This window comes from Pusillimonas sp. ANT_WB101, assembly GCF_008369125.1.
Classification (GTDB): Bacteria; Pseudomonadota; Gammaproteobacteria; order Burkholderiales; family Burkholderiaceae_B; genus Allopusillimonas.
Window position 1 is genome coordinate 861,711 of the sequence record NZ_VOAY01000001.1, and the last position, 16,834, is coordinate 878,544.

Annotated in this window: 13 protein-coding genes; 8 read left to right on the plus strand and 5 right to left on the minus strand. The window is 56.2% G+C overall.

Annotated features, from left to right (window positions below):
* Positions 1–116: 116 nt before the first annotated feature.
* On the minus strand, positions 117–317 hold the full coding sequence (locus FQ179_RS04065) for a heavy-metal-associated domain-containing protein (protein WP_149395974.1): 201 nt from the start codon (positions 315–317) through the stop codon (positions 117–119).
* 111 nt (positions 318–428) lie between these two features.
* Here FQ179_RS04065 and cueR point away from each other — a divergent pair, with 111 nt between their 5' ends.
* Positions 429–875, plus strand: a complete 447-nt coding sequence (gene cueR, locus FQ179_RS04070) for a Cu(I)-responsive transcriptional regulator (protein ID WP_149395975.1) — start codon at positions 429–431, stop codon at positions 873–875.
* A gap of 46 nt (positions 876–921) precedes the next feature.
* On the opposite strand, the gene azu is transcribed toward cueR, so the two are convergent.
* Positions 922–1,371: an azurin gene (gene azu, locus FQ179_RS04075; RefSeq protein WP_149395976.1), complete on the minus strand. Its 450-nt coding sequence runs from the start codon at positions 1,369–1,371 to the stop codon at positions 922–924.
* A gap of 269 nt (positions 1,372–1,640) precedes the next feature.
* Between azu and FQ179_RS04080 the strand changes: the two genes are divergently transcribed.
* Positions 1,641–2,336, plus strand: coding sequence for an O-methyltransferase (locus FQ179_RS04080; protein ID WP_149395977.1), 696 nt, complete (start codon positions 1,641–1,643; stop codon positions 2,334–2,336).
* An 11-nt stretch (positions 2,337–2,347) separates the two neighbouring features.
* Here the strand turns inward: FQ179_RS04080 and FQ179_RS04085 are convergent, their stop codons facing one another.
* The 3 genes from FQ179_RS04085 to FQ179_RS04095 all read right to left on the minus strand — a co-directional run bounded on the left by FQ179_RS04085 (position 2,348) and on the right by FQ179_RS04095 (position 4,412).
* Entirely contained in the window at positions 2,348–2,674 is a 327-nt protein-coding gene (locus tag FQ179_RS04085; protein ID WP_149395978.1) for a chaperone modulator CbpM, read from the minus strand.
* Positions 2,675–2,676: 2 nt separating this feature from the next.
* Complete coding sequence (locus tag FQ179_RS04090; RefSeq protein WP_149395979.1) at positions 2,677–3,615, minus strand: DnaJ C-terminal domain-containing protein; 939 nt, start codon at positions 3,613–3,615, stop codon at positions 2,677–2,679.
* Between the two features lie 215 nt (positions 3,616–3,830).
* Positions 3,831–4,412, minus strand: a complete 582-nt coding sequence (locus FQ179_RS04095) for an HdeD family acid-resistance protein (RefSeq protein ID WP_149395980.1) — start codon at positions 4,410–4,412, stop codon at positions 3,831–3,833.
* 416 nt (positions 4,413–4,828) lie between these two features.
* Here FQ179_RS04095 and FQ179_RS04100 point away from each other — a divergent pair, with 416 nt between their 5' ends.
* From FQ179_RS04100 to glgB, 6 genes are all read left to right on the plus strand, one after another.
* The gene (locus FQ179_RS04100; protein ID WP_149395981.1) at positions 4,829–5,575 is read left to right on the plus strand and encodes a phosphoadenylyl-sulfate reductase; all 747 of its coding nucleotides are present in this window, start codon (positions 4,829–4,831) and stop codon (positions 5,573–5,575) included.
* A complete protein-coding gene (gene cysD, locus FQ179_RS04105; RefSeq protein WP_149395982.1) occupies positions 5,572–6,489 on the plus strand; it encodes a sulfate adenylyltransferase subunit CysD in 918 nt (305 codons plus the stop codon). Before FQ179_RS04100 ends, cysD begins: the two co-directional genes overlap by 4 nt.
* The gene (locus FQ179_RS04110) at positions 6,489–7,847 is read left to right on the plus strand and encodes a sulfate adenylyltransferase subunit 1 (RefSeq protein ID WP_149395983.1); all 1,359 of its coding nucleotides are present in this window, start codon (positions 6,489–6,491) and stop codon (positions 7,845–7,847) included. The genes cysD and FQ179_RS04110 overlap by 1 nt, the downstream gene beginning before the upstream one ends.
* Positions 7,848–7,972: 125 nt before the next feature.
* Entirely contained in the window at positions 7,973–11,191 is a 3,219-nt protein-coding gene (locus FQ179_RS04115) for an alpha-1,4-glucan--maltose-1-phosphate maltosyltransferase (RefSeq protein ID WP_149395984.1), read from the plus strand.
* A gap of 219 nt (positions 11,192–11,410) precedes the next feature.
* On the plus strand, positions 11,411–14,839 hold the full coding sequence (treS, locus tag FQ179_RS04120; protein WP_149395985.1) for a maltose alpha-D-glucosyltransferase: 3,429 nt from the start codon (positions 11,411–11,413) through the stop codon (positions 14,837–14,839).
* 38 nt (positions 14,840–14,877) lie between these two features.
* The gene (gene glgB / locus FQ179_RS04125) at positions 14,878–16,833 is read left to right on the plus strand and encodes a 1,4-alpha-glucan branching protein GlgB (protein ID WP_149396901.1); all 1,956 of its coding nucleotides are present in this window, start codon (positions 14,878–14,880) and stop codon (positions 16,831–16,833) included.
* Position 16,834: the final 1 nt, after the last annotated feature.

Sequence of the window (16,834 nt, forward strand, 5' to 3'; positions counted from 1 at the left end):
CAGGACAAGCTATGGGTGGGCAAGGCAAAGGCAAGTAAGGCAAGGCAGGATACGACAAGGCCGGGTGAGGGCAATGCCCCGACCCGGCCCAGGTGCTTTATTTGAGGTGTAACGGCTTACTTAACTCGTACTGGCGAGTATCCGGCCTCGCGAATAATTGTCGCAATAGCTTCCGCATCACTGGCGCCGCTGACGGTGACACGATGGCTTTCTACATTAAACTCAGGCACCACGCCAGGCGCACCGGCGTTGAGCGCTTTGGTGATTGCGCCGACGCAATGGCCACAGGTCATATCGTTAACTTCGAATTCAAACATACACGGCTCCAGAAGAAAGGCGTCGGCAGCATGCCAACAGATTTGGTTTAATAAGCTTAAACGTTGCCATAGTGTCAACGTCAATATCTTTAGCGTACCGGGAGACCCATCATGAATATCGGCGAAGCGGCTACGGCCTCAGGGATAAGCCCGAAAATGATTCGGTATTATGAAAGTATAGGGCTGATGCGGCCAGTACAGCGCACGGCTGCGGGTTACAGGGTATACGACTACCATGAAGTTCAGACGCTGGGCTTTATTAAGCGTTCGCGTGAACTGGGGTTTTCGCTTGAGCGTATTCGAACGCTGCTGGGTTTATGGGAAGACACCGCCAGACAAAGCGCCGATGTCAAAAAGCTTGCCAGAAAACATATTGATGAACTGGATGAAGACATACGCAAGCTGCAGTCAATTCGCGACCAATTACAACACCTGGTAGAGCATTGTCATGGCGATAACAGGCCTGATTGCCCCATTATCGATGGCTTGGCTGCCGACAAAAAAACGCCTGACGTACACGTGTGTGATCGCCAGGCGGTTGGATCAGCTAAGCAGTGAACCCGCAACGTAGACCGCACGGGTTCAGGCCGCTGGGCTAGCCAGCTTAATCCGACAACTTAACTACGCCGTGCATGATGGCGTAATGGCCAGGGAAGGAGCAGAAGAAGTTGTATTTTTCATCCGCAGAAAGCTTGGATACGTCGAAGGTTACTGAAGTTTCTTCGCCGCCACCAATAACTTTGGTGTGTGCCAGAACACGCGGGTCTGCGTCATCGACGTAGTCTTTGGCGGCGCCGGCTTTCATGCCTTCGGTGGCCACGGCCTGCTTGTCGGCTTCTTTGGTGAGCACCCAGTTGTGGCCCATGGCCGCTGCAGGAAGCTTGCCCACATGAAGGAGCTTGACTGTGAAGTCTTTGCAAGTTTTGTCAATCACGATTTCTTTCGTGTTGAACTGCATTGCATCATTGCTTTCGACAGTAACAGCGCAATCGGCGGCAAAGGCGGGCAGGGTCATGACCGAAAGTAGTGCGGCAAACGTGGCTTTGACAAGCATATTAATTCTCCGATAAAACAAAAAGGTACAGAATAAGGTCTTATAGACATAAACATTCTATATGCTTATTTGATCCTGAATCAGCGTTATAACAATTGATGCAGATCAACCTGTCTTATAACCCGCACGTAAATATTACGCATGGTCACGTATAGTCACAAGTCCGTGCGAGCTGGTTTCATCAAGTCGTAAACAATTAATAGGGCGACGCGACTCGGTCATTTTTGCGCACAGGCCGATGCGCGCTTTTTCTTCTGTAAGAGAGAATCATGGATCTACACACTACTCAGCAAACCTGGTCCCGCGTCGACGATTATTTTGCAGACTCCCTGGTCGGCAACGACCCGGTGCTGGATATGGTGCTTAGAAGCAGCGCCGAACATGGCTTGCCTGCCATTCACGTGGCACCCACTCAGGGCAAGCTGCTTAATCTGTTAGTGCGTCTGCACGGTTCGCAGCGTATTCTCGAGATCGGCACATTGGCGGGCTACAGCACCATTTGGTTGGCGCGGGCGTTGGGCAGTGGCGGAACGCTAGTCTCTCTTGAGGGTAGTCGCCTGCATGCCGAACTGGCCCGTCAAAACATTGAAAGTGCGGGGCTTTCCGAATTAGTCCAGGTTATGGAAGGCGCCGCCGTAGACTCACTCGACCTTCTTATCGACCAGGGCGCTCAGCCTTTCGACTTTGTGTTTATTGATGCCGACAAAGAAAATAATGACGTTTACCTTGAGCGCGTACTAAAGCTGCTCAGGCCTGGCGCGGTTATTATTGGCGATAACGTGGTGCGCAAGGGCGGTGTCGCTGACCCCGATAATAACGAGGCCGATGTGCAAGGTGTGCGTCGGTTTATAAAACGAATGGCCGAAGACAGCCGGCTGGACAGCACGGCCATACAAACCGTAGGCGTAAAGGGATGGGACGGGTTTTCAATCTCCATTTATCAGCCCGGGAAGTCAGACGAATAAGAAGCAGCGGTTTAACGCTTTGCGCGCAAAAGCCGACTTTTAAGGTTGGTGAGTTCGGTTTCGAGTTCATCAACCCGGCGCAACAGCCGCATGGCAACAGCGAGGCCTTGCGTGTCGAGCTCAAAATCGTCACGCAAGCGTCTCGCCCGGTGAGCAATAACCACGCATTCGGTATGAAAAAAATAGTTGCCGCGGTCTTGGTTTGAGGGGGGCAACACTCCGGTGTGCACCAGGTCGAGGATGTCTTCCTGGCTGAGCCCCGATACCTCTGCAATATGCTCTAGTGAACAGATATCAGACGCATTAAGCCATACGCTTTCAGTAATGTGTAGTGTCATGATCAGGCTCCTGCATACAACTGCGCACGGGGGTCAAAGGCCGACTCTCCTGCCATCTGGCTAAAGAGTTCAAGTTCGCGCGCGGTGGGTTGTTTGGGAACATCAATACGCACCTGTGCATAAAGGTTGCCAGGGGCGCCCTGGGCGCCAGGCAGGCCGCGGCGAGACAGCCTTAGTTTGCGGTCGGAGGTTGTGCCGGCAGGCACGGTAAGCTCAACTTGACCGCCGGGGGTAGGAACCTGCACCACCGCACCTAATACGGCTTCCCAGGGGGCCAGCGGAAGGTCTATGAAAAGGTCTTGGCCATCTACGCGAAACAGGCGGTGAGGCTGTAGCCGCATAATGAGGTAGAGGTCGCCGTTTTTACCGCCATTCAGGCCTGGCCCGCCTTTTCCGGGCAAGCGCAGGCGCTGGCCATCAGCGGCGCCCTTGGGCACCTGAACCCGAAATGTGCGTGGCCTACGGTGCATGAGGCCGTGCTCGTCCAGTTCTGGCAGAGCCACTGTAATATCGGTTTCGGCGCCACTATATATTTGTTCAAGAGTGACGGGCACAGTGATTTCGAAGTCTTCGCCCCGCATGCCACGTCGGGTGTGATGCTTGCCACCTCCTTGGGCAGCGGCAAACGCCGCCATCAGGTCAGCCAGATCGACGTCGGCAAAATTACCATAGCCTTCGTTAAAACCCTGTTGCCAGCCTTGCGGCGGTACAAATTCTTCGCCTTGGGGATGACGGCCCAGGTTGTCGTACGCCTGCCGTTTTTCAGGATCTTTGAGCGTGGCATACGCCTCTGCAATTTGCTTGAACTGGTCTTCGGCGTCTGCCTCTTTGGAAACGTCGGGATGATATTTGTGTGCCAGTTTGCGATAGGCTTTTTTTATATCGTCGAGTGAGGCGTCGCGACTGACACCCAGTACCTGATAGTAATCAACGTATTTCATCTGAAACTTCCATTGAGCGCGTTACGTGTCTAAAGATAGTCGCGCCCGCGATCAAAGGCAAGCTACCTGTGCATAACGCGATAAAGATTTGATCGAATGCAAAGCGCAGTTATTCAGGCAGGCATGATGGCGTGCGGACGTGTATAAAAGGGGGACATGGCTGTTTATGCGGTTTAAGACCCGCGTTACTTGCGCCCATGTCTGGCGCGCATGTTTTATTGTCGGCGCTGCCTGCGTAGTGCAAACCCCAAAAACATCAGTGTCCAGCCCTGGAACATCAGGTCGAGAGCAAGCAGCAGGCCCAGCAGCCATGCGCTATTGCCCGGCCAGCCTATGGCGATCACCACGCCTGCGAGCAAGGTAATAAACCCCGAAAAAGCCAGCCACTGCCAGCCTTGCTGGCCGCGGTTGTTGTACCAGATCCATAGTCTGAGCGCGCCGGTGCCGATGAGAGTGGCGCCCAGCAGCAGCGTGATCAGGCTGGCACCTGCCATAGGGTTGATGATGGCTAGCAGGCCTGCACCTGCATAGAGCACGCCCGCAACGGTCCAGAAAAGAAAGTTGCTCCAGTTTTTGATGCGCCAGGCGTGCAGCAATTGTGAAATCCCACCAATCAGCATCAAAATACCGACGAACAGAACGCTAACCAGCGTTGCGCTCAGTACGTAACTTGACGCGACGATGCCAAGTATTAGCATGACCAGGCCAAGTGCGACAAACCAGCCCCACTGTGCGCTTAGGGCGCTGAGGGCCGCAGCCAGTTTTTCAGGGCGGGAGGAGTGAGAGGGATCGACCATGGCGTTTCCTTGCAGTAAAACCATTAAGCTGGATTGCACAGAAAATAGTACTGGAACACTGCAGGTGCGTGGTGTTTTCAGCGCTTTGCGGCGCTGATGTGCGCCGCAAAGATAGGGTAGCCTGTATTGCTTGTTGTGTGTTTTGCGCTACATCACCCATTCTACCGAAAGCGCCCAGCTGGGCGTTGAGAGACGCTGTCTGCACTATAAGAAGACACTCAGCCGAGCGTCGATGACGGCGCGCTTGTGCCAAGAGAACACGCTCTGCCGGGTGACCAGGGCATAGGCCCTGCCTTAGCTGCACACTCCGGCGTCATTATGCCGCGCACGCATAAGCAATCGAAAATCGGATCGTTCCGTTGTGGGGAGTTCAAGCGCAACATGATGACTTCAGGCAATTCCAGGTCACGGAGCTCATGATACCTACAGACACCGAGCAAAAATGGAACACGTTGACGGCGCGGTTGCGACAGATCGCTGCCAATTACCCGCAGGCAGCGCTGGCGTCTTCACTGGCCGCTGAAGACATGGTGCTAACCCATGCCATTCTTTCCGAGCACATACCTCTGGCAATTTTTACGCTGGATACAGGGCGACTGCATGCCGAAACCCTGGGGCTTATCGACACCATTGTGGCGCGCTATGGGCGTGCTATTGAAGTGTGGACGCCCGAGCGCCACGCGGTGGAGCAGCACGTCAGTGATCACGGCGCGTTTGCCTTCTATGAGAGCATTGCGTTGCGCAAAGCGTGTTGCCAACTACGCAAGGTCGAGCCGCTGCAGCGCGCACTGCAGGGCAGGGGTGCATGGCTGACGGGCCAGCGTCGCGAACAGTCGACAACCCGATCTGATCTGCCTGACGCCGAGTTTGATGCCCACTTCGGGCTGCACAAATTCAACCCGCTGGCACTCTGGCACGACACGGATGTCTGGGAGGGCATACGCCGTTTTGACATCCCCTATAACCCCTTGCACGACAGAGGCTACCCTTCCATCGGTTGTGAACCCTGTACGCGTGCCGTGCGACCTGGCGAAGACCCGCGTGCCGGGCGATGGTGGTGGGAGTCTTCTGACTCCAAAGAGTGTGGCCTGCACGAGATCAACCTGCAGCGCAGCCAGGATTCCATTCATAAACCTATCTCAGACAGGCAGATTTCATCATGACCGCCGTAAAAACCGTGCAGATAAATAGCCATCTTGATTGGCTCGAGGCTGAAGCTATTTACATTTTGCGTGAAGTGGCCGCCGAGTGCGAGCGGCCGGTATTGCTGTTTTCAGGTGGCAAAGACTCGTGTGTACTGCTGCGTTTGGCCGAGAAGGCGTTCAGGCCGGGGAGCTTTCCGTTTCCTCTTCTGCATATTGATACGGGACACAATTTTGATGAGGTCATTCATTTTAGGGATGCATGCACCAGCCAATTGAGCGAGCGGCTGATTGTGCGCCACGTCGAAGACTCCATCAAGCGAGGTACGGTTGTGCTCAGGCGTGAAGGAGACTCTCGCAATGCGGCCCAGGCCGTCACATTGCTTGAGGCTATCGAGGAGTTTGGGTTTGACGCCTGCATAGGTGGCGCTCGTCGCGACGAAGAAAAAGCCAGGGCCAAAGAACGAGTGTTCTCGTTTCGGGGGGAGTCGGGCAAGTGGGATCCTAAAGCACAGCGTCCAGAACTCTGGAATCTGTACAACACCCACGTGCACCCCGGCGAAAACATGAGGGTGTTTCCCATTTCGAACTGGACCGAGCTGGATGTATGGCAGTACATACAACGTGAAGATATCGCCTTGCCACCCATTTATTTTTCACATCAACGCGCTGTGGTGCGCCGGCGCGGCCTGCTGGTGCCGGTAACGCCGCTAACGCCTCCCTCTGAAGGTGAGCAGGTTGAGCAGTTGCCTGTGCGTTTTCGTACCGTGGGTGACATTTCGTGCACCTGCCCGGTGGCCTCGGAAGCCAGCACCGTCGTTGACATAATCACCGAAACCGCACTCAGCACGCTTACTGAACGCGGTGCTACACGCATGGACGACCAGACCTCCGAAGCGTCGATGGAGCGTCGTAAAAGAAATGGGTATTTTTAATGAATGCGATTAACGAGCAGTTTATTCAGGACCATGGCCGCAGCGTGCTGCGTTTTATTACGGCAGGCTCGGTGGATGACGGCAAATCAACGCTGATCGGACGCCTGCTTTTTGACAGCAAGGGCGTATTTGCCGATCAGCTTCAAGCCATACAGAAGTCGCGTTATCACCGCAGCGAAGACGGTATGCCAAATTTGGCCTTGCTGACCGATGGGCTTGAGGCTGAACGGGAGCAGGGCATTACCATTGATGTGGCCTATCGCTATTTTGCGACACCGCAGCGCAAGTTTATTGTGGCCGACGCGCCTGGCCATGTGCAATACACACGCAATATGGTCACCGGCGCGTCGACGGCGCATGCCGCCATTATTCTGGTGGATGCCACCAAGGTTAAGGACGGGCAGCTACTGACCCAAACGCTACGCCACAGTACGATTGCCCACCTGCTTGGCATTCAGCATATTGTTTTTGCCGTCAATAAACTCGATCTGATGGGCTGGAGTGAAACACTCTATCAACACCTTGTTCAGGCGTGCAGCGCGCTTTGCCGAAAAATCGGCATTGCCCAGCACCATGTCATACCGGTTTCTGCCTTGCACGGCGACAACGTGGTTAACGCTTCACCGAATACACCCTGGTACCAGGGCCCGGCGCTGCTTACGCTGCTTGAAAGCCTGCCCGCCGACAATGACCTGTCATACCAGCCATTGCGCTTTCCGGTTCAGTGGGTGGCACGCCATCACGGCCAGTACACCCATGGCTTTCGCGGGTATGCAGGGCAAGCGGCCAGCGGCATCATGCGTGTTGGCGACAGGGTGGTGGTAAGGCCTTCGGGCGTTTTTGCCACCATCAAATCGTTGCGAAATTCTCAAGGTTTGGTCGATCAGGCTAGTGCGGGTGTGCCCATTACTGTAGAGCTTGAAGAAGATGTCGACGTCTCACGCGGCGACTGGCTGACGCATGAGTACGATGCGCCCCGCGTGAGCAAGCAGATCGAGGCTGAACTGTGCTGGCTGGACGCCGAGCCGCTCCACACTGGACGACGCTACCTGATCAAGCATGGCACACGTACCAGCACCGCAAAAATCAGCCAGGTGCATACACACAGGGATCTGCAACAGCTTGCGGTACATGCGGCAAATCACTCCACCTTGGGCATGAACGACATAGGTCGTGTCACCTTGACCAGCAGTGATGCCTTGGTTACCGACCCCTATGACGTGCTTGCTGCAACAGGCGCGTTCATATTGATCGATGAGGTGTCGCATCAAACCGTGGCGGCAGGCATGGTGAGAGAGGCGGGTTGGCATTTTCCCGTCATTAACGACCAGAATTTACGACCAGAAGTGCTGCCGTAAACAGTTAAAAACCTACGCGCGAGGCATCGCTCGCCGGGCTCCGGCACGAAACTTGCCGGACAGGCTTGACCGTATCATTTTGGTGTCAGTCAGCACCTAAACCGATATTTAGGGCGAGCCTGTCCATGCAATTAGCACACAATTCTTTGCCACCTTATCGTCGCCTCTTTCATGTGGGCGACAGCTACGAGGTGCAGCAACCGCCAGAGGCCGGTAAAAAGGTACCCAGGCCAACAGGTAGTGCTGCGCTGGAAAGGCTTTGCCGCCACGCAAGTGAACAGGGATGCGATAGTGTTTTGTTTTCCATTGCGTGGTTGGTAGGCCATAAGCTGATTTCGTTTTCAGACCAGCCCGTGCTGGCGAGCTCGCTGGCGCAGATACGTACGGTGTGCAGGCGTAACGGGCTGGCGTTTCTCTTTGATTTCACACTTACTGATCGTATTGCGACCTGCGCGCTCGAACAGAAGCCCCCCGAAAGCCATAACCCTAGCGCCGACCACCAGGCCGATACAGATCCACTGATCGCAAAAGACGATGGTATCTCGCAAAGCCTTATCACTGCCTGGGCCCAAACTCTGTCGCGATGGGCGCATTCGGGGCTGGCGGGTGTGCGGTGCTGCAAACTCGGCGATCTGGCCGCTGAGGATTGGTCGGCCCTTATGAGGCAGGTGCGTTCGCATCATCCAGACTTTGTGTTCATGGCCTGGACGCCCGGGCTTACACCGCAGCAACTGACAGCCATGGAGGGGGTTGGGTTTGACGCCACCTTTTTGTCCCTGCCGTGGTGGGATGGCAGGCAAGACTGGTTGCTTGATGAAAGGTTACGCTTACGCCGCGTTGCACCCGTGTTGGCCCCAGTTGATCCGCAGACGGAGCTGGCTCATTTCACAGCTCAATTGGTCATTGCCGACTTCTGCGCAGATGGCATCATGATTTCGGCCAATGCCCGCAATGGAGTGCCTGATCGGCCGGCTCATCTTGCCCCAGGTGTGCCCAGTGCGTCGGCGTCGTCTTCAGTGGCAGGCCTGCGTATGCTCACAGGCCCATTGGCTGGCATCACGGCACTGGCACGCACTCATCCGACCCCCGGTTTGCTGGCGTTTAACCCGGGCCCGGATGTTGATGACAGCCTGGACTGGCCCATGCTTCAAGCGCGATTACCAGACGACTTGGTAATTTCAGACATCCATGGCTTACCCTCTTCACTGCCGCCTTGGGGGCATGTTCTGGCACCGCTAGAGCATGCTTCACCCATTCTGTCGCCGGCAATGCAAGCCGAAGTATCGAGAGCTAGCCTGGTTTCGTCTTCTCATGCGCTCAACGGACCACGAATCGTCATAGAGCGTATTACACCCGCCGTGGACGATGGTTTGTTTTCCCTCAAGCGTTGTCTTGGTGAACCTGTCACGGTTCAGGCTGATGTGTTAATGGATGGCCACGATCAGCTTGCCACCTGCCTGCTGTGGAAGGCCGCCGATGAGACGCAGTGGTCTGTAGTCCCTATGCAGGCACTGGATAATGACCGGTGGGTGGCTGGATTTCGGCCCCGTCGGCTGGGGCGGCACGTTTACTGTGTGCAGGCGTGGTGGGACAGCTGGCAAACTTTTCGCAAGCAATTGCAGATAAAGGCTAAGGCGGGCCAAGATGTGCGGGTAGAAGTAGAAGAAGGGCGGCAGCTGGTGGCTCTGGCCATCGACCGCATCAAATACGCTCTGCCGACGGTAGCCGCTACATTGTCGTCGATGCTAAACGATGCACGGGCTGCTGGGCGGGGGGCAAAGCCAGCCAGCACGGCAAGCGCGAATAGCGTTGCACCCGGAGCCAACCTTGCTGCGGCAGAACAGCACCACATTGATCTTATGCTTTCCGACGCGCTGGCGGCAGCAATGCGTCAAGCCGATGGCAGGCCATTTGAAACCCGGTCGGCCGTTTATCCGCTTTATGTAGATAGGCGTGCGGCCTGCTACGCGAGCTGGTATGAATTGTTTCCACGCTCGCAGGGCCCAACGCCCGGTCTGCACGGCCGATTTGTCGATGTGCTTGGGCGTTTGCCTATGATTGCACAGATGGGTTTTGATGTACTGTATTTTCCTCCCATACATCCCATTGGGCTGGCTCACCGCAAAGGCAAAAACAATGCCTTGCAGGCCGGCGCCGATGACCCGGGCAGCCCCTACGCCATCGGTTCGGCCCAAGGCGGTCATGACGCGCTGCACCCCGAACTGGGTACGTTGGACGAGTTTTGTGCACTGATCGATGCCGCTGGGGCGCATGGCCTGGAAATCGCCATGGACTTTGCCATTCAGTGTTCGCCTGACCACCCCTGGCTGGAACAACACCCGCAATGGTTTAGTCGGCGACCTGATGGCTCGTTACGCTATGCAGAAAACCCGCCCAAGCGCTACGAAGATATCGTCAACCCTGATTTTTACGGTGCTGCCGGCAGCGATAGGCCTCAACTGGCGTTGTGGCAGTCGTTGCGTGATGTGGTGTTGTTTTGGGCAAAACAAGGCATACGAATATTTCGGGTAGATAACCCTCACACCAAACCGTTGCCTTTCTGGCAATGGCTGATCGCTCAGGTCCAGGCCAAATACCCTGAAACGGTGTTTCTGGCAGAGGCCTTTACACGCCCCAAAATGATGCACAGACTGGCCAAGCTGGGCTTTACGCAATCCTACACTTACTTTACCTGGCGCAATGACAAAGAGGCGTTGACCAGCTACCTGACCGAGTTGTCGACGCCACCTGTCGCTGAATTTTTCCGGCCTAATTTTTTTGTGAATACGCCGGATATCAACCCGTATTTTCTGCAATCTTCAGGCAGACCCGGGTTTTTGATTCGCGCTGCGCTGGCTTGCACGTTGTCGGGGCTTTGGGGCATGTACAACGGCTTTGAACTGTGTGAGGCGGCTAGCATGCCAGGCAAAGAAGAATACCTGGACTCAGAAAAATACCAACTGCGCCATTGGGATATGGATAGGCCGGGCAATATTATTGCTGAAATTAGCCAGCTGAACCGCCTGCGTCGCAATAACCCGGCGCTGCAGACACACTTGGGTGTGGCGTTTCATGAGGCCAACAATGACCACATCATTTTTTATTCTAAATCTACCGTTGAAAAAGACAATATTGTTCTGGTCGCCGTAAGCCTGGACCCTCATGCAAGCCAGCGCGCCACGCTGGAACTGCCGTTGTGGCTCGCAGGCATACCCGACGATGGCACGGTTTACCTGCACGATCTGCTAAACGATCACCGCTTCCGCCTGTCAGGAAAATTCCATACTGTCGAACTGAACCCTGACCAGCCGTATTTAGTGTGGCGTGTTGTACCCGCTGTCTGAATGTACGCAGGTTTAACGTGTTCGTCGTGGCACATGGTGTCCGCTACCTGAAGGTGCGCAGGGTTACGTGGTGCGCGATACCTGGTGGCTGAAGGCAGGCGGGGTCCACCCAGTTTTTTTGGCATATGGTACTCGCCGTCTGAATGTTCGCAGGTTTACCGGTATGCAGGCACGCCGCTTGCCCGTACCTCTTATTAACGACAGCAACAGGAGCGAAATGTGGAGTCAGCCAAACCTACAACAGTTCAGCAGAATGACCCGCTTTGGTACAAAGATGCCGTCATCTACCAGTTGCACGTCAAGTCATTTTTTGACGCCAACAATGATGGCGAGGGCGACTTCAAGGGCCTGATCAGCAAGCTGGGCTATATTGCCGAGTTGGGTGTGAATACGGTTTGGCTGTTGCCGTTTTACCCGTCGCCACGTCGTGACGACGGCTATGACATCGCCGACTACCGCGGCGTGCATGAGGGGTACGGCAACCTGGCTGATGTGCGTCAGTTTATTCGGGCCGCTCATGAACGTGGCCTGCGGGTCATTACCGAGCTGGTCGTTAACCACACTTCTGATCAACACCCGTGGTTTCAGCGTGCGCGCCGCGCCAAAGCAGGGTCAGCTGCCCGCAATTACTACGTTTGGTCTGACAACGATCAGGCCTACGCCGGCACGCGTATTATTTTCTGCGATACCGAAAATTCGAACTGGACATGGGACCCGGTGGCTGGCGCATACTTTTGGCACCGTTTTTATTCCCATCAGCCTGATCTCAATTATGACAACCCTCAGGTGCTTAAAGAGATCCTGAATGTGATGCGGTATTGGCTGAACATGGGCGTGGACGGGCTGCGCCTGGACGCCGTCCCTTATCTTGTGGAACGCGAGGGCACCAATAACGAAAACCTGCCCGAAACCCATGCGGTGCTACGCAAGATTCGGGCCGTCATGGATGAGGAGTTTCCGGGGCGTCTGCTGCTGGCCGAGGCGAATCAATGGCCGGAAGACGCGCAAGAATACTTTGGTCAGGGTGACGAATGCCATATGTCGTTTCATTTTCCGCTTATGCCGCGCATGTACATGGCCATCGCCCGCGCTGACCGCTTCCCCATTACAGACATTATGCAGCAGACGCCTGCGATACCTGCCTCGTGCCAGTGGGCGATCTTTTTGCGCAACCATGACGAATTGACGCTGGAAATGGTCACAAGCAGTGAGCGTGATTATCTTTGGGAGGTGTATGCAGCCGATCGTCGGGCCCGCATCAATCTGGGCATACGGCGGCGTCTGGCGCCGCTGCTGGAAAGAGACAGGCGCCGTATTGAACTGATGAACAGCTTGCTGCTTTCCATGCCGGGCACACCTGTGCTGTATTACGGCGACGAAATAGGCATGGGTGACAATATTCATTTAGGTGATCGAGATGGGGTACGCACCCCCATGCAGTGGTCACCGGATCGCAACGGTGGGTTTTCACGTGCTGACCCCGAGCGCCTGCAGTTGCCTGTACTCATGGGGCCTTTGTATGGTTATGAAGCCGTCAACGTAGAGGCTCAGCAGCGTGATCCTCATTCGCTGCTTAACTGGACCCGCCGCATGCTCGCCAAACGTCAACAGACGCATGCATTCGGTCGTGGCAGTTTGCGTTTTCTGTTTCCAGGCAACCGCAAAATACTGGCATATCTGCGGGAGTATGAAGGTGTGTCGTTGTTGTGCGTGGCGAACCTGTCTAATGCTTCTCAGCCGGTCGAGTTGAATTTGCCGCTTATGGCGGGCAGGGTGCCCATAGAATTGTTAGGCGGGACAGCCTTTCCGACCATTGGCGAGCTTCCCTATTTGCTGACGCTGCCTCCCTACGGTTTTTACTGGTTTGACCTGAGCGCCAGCGCCTCACCGCCTAGCTGGCACGCCAGCATGCCTGAACAACTCCCTGACTACGTAACACTGGTGTGGCGCTCGCGAGCCAGCCACCCGTTTACAGACGAAGCGCGCCGCCGTCTGGCCCAAGATGTTCTACCGCTTTATCTGACGCGACAACGATGGTTTCCCGGAGACATCAAACCTGTTTCGGCGGCGATTGCTTACCTGGTGCCGCTTCCTGGGCAAACCGAGATGTGGCTGGCAGAAGTCGATGTAGACCAGGCCGAGGGCAAAAGTCGGTACTTTTTGCCACTGGCCATGTTCTGGTCGGAAGCGCCCGGGGGCATGGCTGCCCAATACGCCATTGCCCGCGTGCGCAGAGTCTCTGATGTGGGTATGGTCACAGATGCCTACACCATGCCTGGCTTCGCACTGGCTTTGATCGAGAGCTTTAGCCAGCAGCGTCGAATTCTTGTGGAGACCAGCGATGGCGAAGACAGCATAGAGTTTAATGCCGAGCCGGCCCTGAAGGCCATGGAGTGGCCGCAAGAGCTGGAGGTGTCGTGGTTTCATGGCGAACAGTCGAACAGCTCGGTCTTGGTAGGTGATCAGGCCATACTGAAGATTTTGCGCCATATCGTGCCTGGTGTGCACCCTGAGGCCGAGATGACACGCCAGTTAAGCCAGAACGGCTTTGGAAATGTGGCGGCGTTACTGGGTGAAATGCGGCGTGTCGACGCAAGTGGTACGCCCCACACTCTGGCCTTGCTGCATCAGCGCATTGAGAACCAGGGAGATGCGTGGGCCTGGACTCAAGACTACCTTGAGCGCATTCTTGAAAATGCCGCACTGACCCTGGAAAGCGAAGCGGACTATGAGGAAGAGTTGCTGAGCTATCGCGCTGTGGCGGCCACCATAGGGCGCAGACTGGCCCAGATGCACGCTGTTCTGGCGCAACCCACGTCGGACGCAGCATTCGCACCCGAAATTGCCACAGAACGTGATGCAGGCGTCTGGCTCAAAGCCATACAAGGTATGGTGGATCAGGCCTTAAAGAATGCGACGGATGCCCGTGGATCATTGCCAGTTGCCGGGCAGGATCAGTTGACCGAGCTGCAAGCCTGGCGGCCCGCACTTCGCAAGATTCTGGAGCAGCGCGTCAAGCACCTGGTGGGTACGACGCGCATCCGCATTCATGGTGACTTTCACCTGGGTCAGGTGTTGATCGCACAGGGAGACGTCTACCTGATTGATTTTGAAGGCGAGCCTGTGCGCCCGCTGGCTGAGCGCCGGCTCAAGGCGACGCCGTGGCGGGATGTGGCGGGTATGCTGCGCTCCTTTGACTATGCGTCGGCCACGTTTGTGGCGCAGGCCATCGAGGCTGTTCCTTCGTCAAAGAATCCGACGGATGAAATGGCCGATCAGGAACCGCAGACCGGGCCTGCTGCGGCAACGCTGCAGTCTCTGCGGCATGAGCTTCTCGAGAGGTTTTGTCAGAGTGCCAGCAGTGCCTTTCTCGACGGTTATGCCACGGCCCTGGATGAGGCGGTGGGCCCCCAGGCTGTTCAGGCTGCCACCACGCCTGTCACGACGCCAACGGCGATGGCGACATGGCCTGAGGTGGGTGACCATGGCTTGCTTGATCTGGCCGTGTTGGAAAAGGCTGCATATGAGGTGTGTTACGAAGCGGCACATCGTCCAGAGTGGTTGCCGATCCCGCTGGCAGGCTTGCATCGCGTTGTGTGCCGTATCATGAAGCCATCAGCACCAAGTGCTAAAGAGGTGGTTGCGTGAGCACGAAAACAGGCCACATTGGCAGTTCGTCCTCGCCCATGTTGGGTGAGCTTGATCTGCATCTTATCGGCGAAGGCCGGCATCTTCAGATCGCCGACCGCCTGGGTGCGCACGTTACCACCCTGAACGCGAAAGAGGGCGTCAGGTTTGCCGTATGGGCGCCCAATGCATGTAAGGCGTCTGTGGTCGGCGATTTCAATAACTGGGACGGCATGCGCCACCCCATGGAGCGGCGGCAGGGCAGCGGCGTGTGGGAGGTGTTTATCCCCGATGTCATGCCCGGTGCACTCTACAAGTACCAGCTGCATGGCCCCGATGGTGGTGTGTTGCCGCTAAAGGCTGACCCCTATGCGCGGCAGGCCGAACTGCCTCCTGCTACCGCGTCGGTGGTCGCAAACCCCACTGCCTTTAACTGGACAGATGAACCCTGGATGGCTGCCCGTGCATCAAAGCAGGCATTTGACGCGCCGCTTGCCATTTATGAAGTGCATATGGGCTCGTGGATGCGTCATCAGGGGCAGGGCAGCGTGTGGCAAACCCTGGGCGAGCAGCTTATTCACTATGCCGCCAACATGGGCTTTACCCATATCGAATTGCTGCCCATCACCGAACACCCCTTTACGGGCTCGTGGGGTTACCAGCCCCTGGGCATGTTTGCACCTTCAGCGCGCTATGGTACGCCTGAGCAGTTTGCCGCATTTGTAGACCGCTGTCATGCGGCAGGGCTGGGGCTGATTCTGGACTGGGTGCCGGCCCACTTTCCGTCTGACGCACATGGCTTGGCCTGCTTTGATGGTACGGCGCTGTATGAGCATGCTGATCCACGTCAGGGCTTTCATCCAGACTGGAACACACTAATCTATAACCTCGGGCGTAATGAGGTGCGCAACTTTTTGATGGCCAGCGCCCTTGAGTGGCTGGGCCGATATCATGTTGATGGCCTGCGCGTCGACGCCGTGGCTTCCATGCTTTATCTTGACTACAGTCGTGAGGCGGGAGGGTGGATACCCAATCGTTACGGCGGCCGGGAGAACCTGGAAGCGGTGCAGTTTCTGGGTGACCTGAATAAGCTGGCCCACCACGAATGCCCGGGCGCCATCATGATTGCCGAAGAATCGACGGCGTGGCCCGGCGTCACCAAACCGGTGGAAGAAGGCGGGTTGGGGTTTGACTACAAGTGGAACATGGGTTGGATGCACGACACCCTGAACTACATGCAGCACGACGCCATACACCGACGCCATCACCACAACGACATGACGTTTGGCATGGTTTATGCCTATTCTGAGCGCTTTATTTTGCCGCTGTCGCACGACGAGGTGGTGCACGGCAAAGGCTCCATGATAGGCAAAATGGCTGGCGACATCTGGCAGCGCTTTGCCAACCTGCGCGCTTATTTTGGTTTTATGTGGGGCCACCCGGGCAAGAAGCTGCTTTTCATGGGCGATGAGATCGGGCAGTGGCGCGAATGGGATCACGATGGCGAGATCGACTGGGCCTGTCTGGGTGCCGGGGGCGTTAAGGACGACGCTGAAGTCGGGCAAGTTGCGCTCGCCTGCGGTCCGTTACTGCATTCTGCAGGTGATCATGACACGCCGCACGCCGGCGTGCAACGCCTGGTCAGAGACCTGAACAGGCTTTATGCCGCCACCCCCGCTCTGTATGGCACGGATGCAGTCCCCGAAGGATTTTCGTGGGTGATCGGCGATGACAGCAGCAATAGTGTTTTCGCGTTTTTACGGATGAGCCATGATCAGCATGTTTTGGTCGTCAGCAACATGACGCCCGTGCCGCGCAGCGCCTATCGCATTGGGGTACCCCGTGCCGGGCGGTGGCGTGAAGCCATCAATACCGATGCACAGCACTACGGCGGCTCAAACCTGGGCAACCAGGGTGGTGTTCAGTCTGAAGAGATTGCCTCACATGGCCACGCGCAGTCACTTTCATTGCTGCTGCCACCTCTGGCGACGGTGGTCTTTATTGCAGAAGGATAGA

Excerpts from the sequence above, each read along its gene's own strand:
- FQ179_RS04110 (WP_149395983.1), top strand. The coding sequence starts at position 6,489 with ATGAATGCGATTAACGAGCAGTTTATTCAGGACCATGGCCGCAGCGTG.
- FQ179_RS04115 (WP_149395984.1), top strand. The coding sequence starts at position 7,973 with ATGCAATTAGCACACAATTCTTTGCCACCTTATCGTCGCCTCTTTCAT.
- FQ179_RS04080 (WP_149395977.1), top strand. The coding sequence starts at position 1,641 with ATGGATCTACACACTACTCAGCAAACCTGGTCCCGCGTCGACGATTAT.
- FQ179_RS04090 (WP_149395979.1), bottom strand. The coding sequence starts at position 3,615 with ATGAAATACGTTGATTACTATCAGGTACTGGGTGTCAGTCGCGACGCC.
- cysD (WP_149395982.1), top strand. The coding sequence starts at position 5,572 with ATGACCGCCGTAAAAACCGTGCAGATAAATAGCCATCTTGATTGGCTC.
- FQ179_RS04100 (WP_149395981.1), top strand. The coding sequence starts at position 4,829 with ATGATACCTACAGACACCGAGCAAAAATGGAACACGTTGACGGCGCGG.
- cueR (WP_149395975.1), top strand. The coding sequence starts at position 429 with ATGAATATCGGCGAAGCGGCTACGGCCTCAGGGATAAGCCCGAAAATG.
- FQ179_RS04095 (WP_149395980.1), bottom strand. The coding sequence starts at position 4,412 with ATGGTCGATCCCTCTCACTCCTCCCGCCCTGAAAAACTGGCTGCGGCC.
- glgB (WP_149396901.1), top strand. The coding sequence starts at position 14,878 with ATGTTGGGTGAGCTTGATCTGCATCTTATCGGCGAAGGCCGGCATCTT.
- azu (WP_149395976.1), bottom strand. The coding sequence starts at position 1,371 with ATGCTTGTCAAAGCCACGTTTGCCGCACTACTTTCGGTCATGACCCTG.
- FQ179_RS04085 (WP_149395978.1), bottom strand. The coding sequence starts at position 2,674 with ATGACACTACACATTACTGAAAGCGTATGGCTTAATGCGTCTGATATC.
- FQ179_RS04065 (WP_149395974.1), bottom strand. The coding sequence starts at position 317 with ATGTTTGAATTCGAAGTTAACGATATGACCTGTGGCCATTGCGTCGGC.